3 protein-coding genes and 1 other RNA gene are annotated in these 3,306 nt (G+C 31.9%); all 4 read right to left on the bottom strand.

The features are described from left to right. Nucleotides 1-493: 493 nt before the first annotated feature. On the bottom strand, nucleotides 494-1,639 hold the full coding sequence (locus tag CN514_RS22320; protein ID WP_098234455.1) for a THUMP domain-containing class I SAM-dependent RNA methyltransferase: 1,146 nt from the start codon (nucleotides 1,637-1,639) through the stop codon (nucleotides 494-496). Between the two features lie 151 nt (nucleotides 1,640-1,790). Continuing rightward, an RNA gene (gene rnpB, locus CN514_RS22315) (RNase P RNA component class B) lies at nucleotides 1,791-2,176 on the bottom strand. A 78-nt stretch (nucleotides 2,177-2,254) separates the two neighbouring features. Continuing rightward, entirely contained in the window at nucleotides 2,255-2,560 is a 306-nt protein-coding gene (gene gpsB, locus CN514_RS22310; RefSeq protein ID WP_088010652.1) for a cell division regulator GpsB, read from the bottom strand. Nucleotides 2,561-2,636: 76 nt separating this feature from the next. After that, the gene (locus tag CN514_RS22305) at nucleotides 2,637-3,203 is read right to left on the bottom strand and encodes an SLOG family protein (RefSeq protein WP_098234454.1); all 567 of its coding nucleotides are present in this window, start codon (nucleotides 3,201-3,203) and stop codon (nucleotides 2,637-2,639) included. Nucleotides 3,204-3,306: the final 103 nt, after the last annotated feature.

Below are 3,306 nucleotides of genomic sequence, written 5' to 3'. Positions count from 1 at the left end.
TGCCCATCCGGCAAAACTTCAATCTGGGCTTGTTCTTTTTTTTTTTTTAATTTTTTAATTGGTTTATCATCTTCTAAATACTCTTCTTCAGCTAGAAATTTAATAAAAGCTTTTAGTGTTCGTAGTTTTTGGTTTATCGATGTCGGTAAATTGTGTAATTCATTCTTACAGTAAATTAAAAAACTTTTGTTGTTTGTGGACTAAAATTGTCTATCTCTACTATCCCTTTTAAAACACAATAATCACAAAAAATATTTAATGTAATTCTGTACGTTTTAATTGTAAAAGGAGATAAATTTTTAAATTCTCGATCTTCAATGAAAAGTTTACTCGCCTCTCTGATAAGCAAAAAAGCCACATCCTTCCTCTTTTATTTAAGAGAAAAAATGTAGCTCTAGTAGCAAATATTGATAATACCCATATTAGAAATAATCTATATTATACGGTAATTAACAACACGCAATATTAAATTAACCTCTAAACCCTTATGGCTCTAGTCTTGACGTTTCGGTCTTTTTCCAAAGTATTGATAATAATCAGTTTTAATGAAACCATTAAATAATTTACGTTTTTTTGTTGCTGGTTTACCGTAAAATTGTTCAAATCCCTCATGACTAGTAAGTAAATACACTGACCATGTATCTAATTTTGTAAAAACATTCCCCATATCTGAATATAACTTTTCAACGTAAGGTCGATCGTTTAATCGCTCACCATATGGTGGGTTGGTAACAACATACCCATACTCAGATTTAGTAGTAAAGTCTTTTACTTGCATTTGTTTAAATGCAATAGAATCTGATAATCCAACTTCATCAGCATTTGCTTTTGAAACATTAATCATTCGATGATCAATATCGGATCCGATTATTTCTAATTTTTGATCATAATTTGCTAAATCTTCTGCCTCTTGTCTTGCTTCATTCCATCTTTTTTTACCGATCCAATGCCAATCCTCAGATGCAAAGCTTCTAAACGATCCTGGAGCGATATTATGTCCAATTAATGCAGCCTCAATGGGAATAGTACCAGATCCACAAAACGGATCAACAAATGGTAAATCAGCATTCCAATTCGTTAGTAATACTAATGAAGCCGCAAGTGTTTCTTTTAATGGTGCTTCACCTTGATCTACACGATATCCTCTTTTATGTAATCCTTCACGACCAGTAGTATCAATCGTTAATGTTACGATATCTTTTAAAATAGAAACTTCCACTCGAAATAATGGACCATCTTCAATTAACATACCTTGAATATTTTGGATTGTTTTTAATTTATCAACAATTGCTTTTTTGACGATTGCTTGGCAATCTGATACTGAAAATAATTTTGATTTATGCGATTTACCTGACACAGGAAATTGACCGTTTCTTGGGATAAACATATGCCAAGGTAAGGCTTTTGTTTTTTCAAATAATTCATCAAATGAGGTTGCCTTAAATTCACCAACACGTAGTTTCACTCGGTCAGCTGTTCTAAGCCACAAATTCGCTTTCACAATTCCAGCTTCGTCCGCTTTAAATAATACTCGACCATTTTCAACTATTACATCTTCAAACCCTAGGCTTTTTATTTCTCTAGCGACTAGAGCTTCGATTCCCATTGCAGCAGTAGCAATTAATGTATATTTCGCCAATTTAACCACCTATCTCATTCCAATTATGAATGAACTTTTCTTTTCATATTTTCATTTTGATTCCTATTTTCATTATGAACAATTTGCGTCGAAATTACAAAAAACTCTCCATAGAATGAAGAGTTTTTATACAGTTTCATCATTTCATATGTTCTGTAAGCCATGTTCTGTACCATTCGTACTTCAAACGGCTCTCGCCTCGTACTACTAGGTGGTAATCATCTATCTACAGAATAATCTGTCCCTTTCTCTGTTCAATTCCTTTGAAAGGATTCCCCTACCATAATTTGGGTTTCTCACTCGTGGGGTTTACCGCGTTCCACTCCTCTCATTTCTTCGAGGACTACGTCACTGTGGCACTTTAAAGGTAGTAGAACCATATCCATAAAGGACTTAGGTCCGTTCCCTGCCGTTAGCTGATTACACAGCTACCCTATCTTATGACTTCGATAGGCACGAACACTACAGCCATCGCAGGACTGTGCGAGCATGGACTTTCCTCAACAACGTCAAGCGTTGCAGCGATTACCCGAACATATTGAAACGAACATTTATTAGTATAGTAAATTATACTTAAGTTTGCAATGCTTTCTTAAAATATAAATTAAGTTAAAATTATTCGAATAGTTTACTACCAAAAACATGCTTCTCTAAATTTGATAATCTTTTTAGAACATCAGTATTCGTATTATTAAAAGGAGATGGTGGAGGTGTAGCTGTGTTCTTTTGGTCCTCCAACAATTTTTTATACTTTGCATTTTCTTGTTGTAGGGCTACGATTTGATTTTGAAACGATTCATAATCTTTAATGATCGTGTCTAAGTATTGATCCACTTCCTCTTGATTATATCCTCGCATTGAAACTTTAAACTCTTTATTTAGGATATCTTTTATACTTAGTTTTATTTTTGTTGATTCCATGTGTGTCACCCCAAAACATTTAGAAATATTTACCTTCTATTTTTTCAAACTCTTCATAAATTGTCAATTATCTATTCTATAATTCCCTATATTTATTGTCATCATTCTCAAAAGACTCTTCTGCAATCACTTGTAAATCGTCAAATGTGATGATTTCTACAGGATAATTAAATAGTTCATTTTTCTTGTGTGCTAAATCATATAAATATCTAGGACTACCTTCTTTTTCATTATCGTAAAATAAAATACATCCGTCACTTTTACTAATTAAAAATTCATTTTTTGCTTTTAACTGTATTGGAGATTCGTATGGTTTTCTTGAAATTGAGTCGACGTGATCCGCTCCAATTAAGATTTCATTATAATATTCTTTATTTGTTTCATTCCAATTTTTCTCTTGATCTTCGTAGGGTGTAAAAATACCTAATTTTAATTCGGGATAATCAAGCTGAAGTTCGAATACTACCTCTGCAGCCCATAATTCAGTACCCATTTGCCCTGAAATAATAATCCATTCTAGTTCATCTATAAATAAAAGTATTTTATTTTTCAAAGCTTTTTTTATGTATTTAACTGCTTCATGTTTATTCGAAAAAATTCCTAATTCAAATGATTTATAACCAGATATAAGTAGTATCTTCATATTACCTCACAATAATAAATTAGGAAGAACTAAAAGTTCTTCCACAAATTAAATTTTATTTTATTAAATACTCTGCTTTATTTCAAATATTTAGTAACAAATT

Origin of the sequence: Bacillus sp. AFS001701 (assembly GCF_002559405.1) — a bacterium.
GTDB lineage: Bacteria > Bacillota > Bacilli > Bacillales > Bacillaceae_G > Gottfriedia.
Note: the sequence above shows the minus strand (reverse complement) of the source record. Positions and strands in the feature narration are given on the sequence as shown.

What these genes read in the sequence shown, in the direction of transcription:
- gpsB (WP_088010652.1), bottom strand. Translation starts at nt 2,560, where the DNA reads ATGGAATCAACAAAAATAAAACTAAGTATAAAAGATATCCTAAATAAA.
- CN514_RS22305 (WP_098234454.1), bottom strand. Translation starts at nt 3,203, where the DNA reads ATGAAGATACTACTTATATCTGGTTATAAATCATTTGAATTAGGAATT.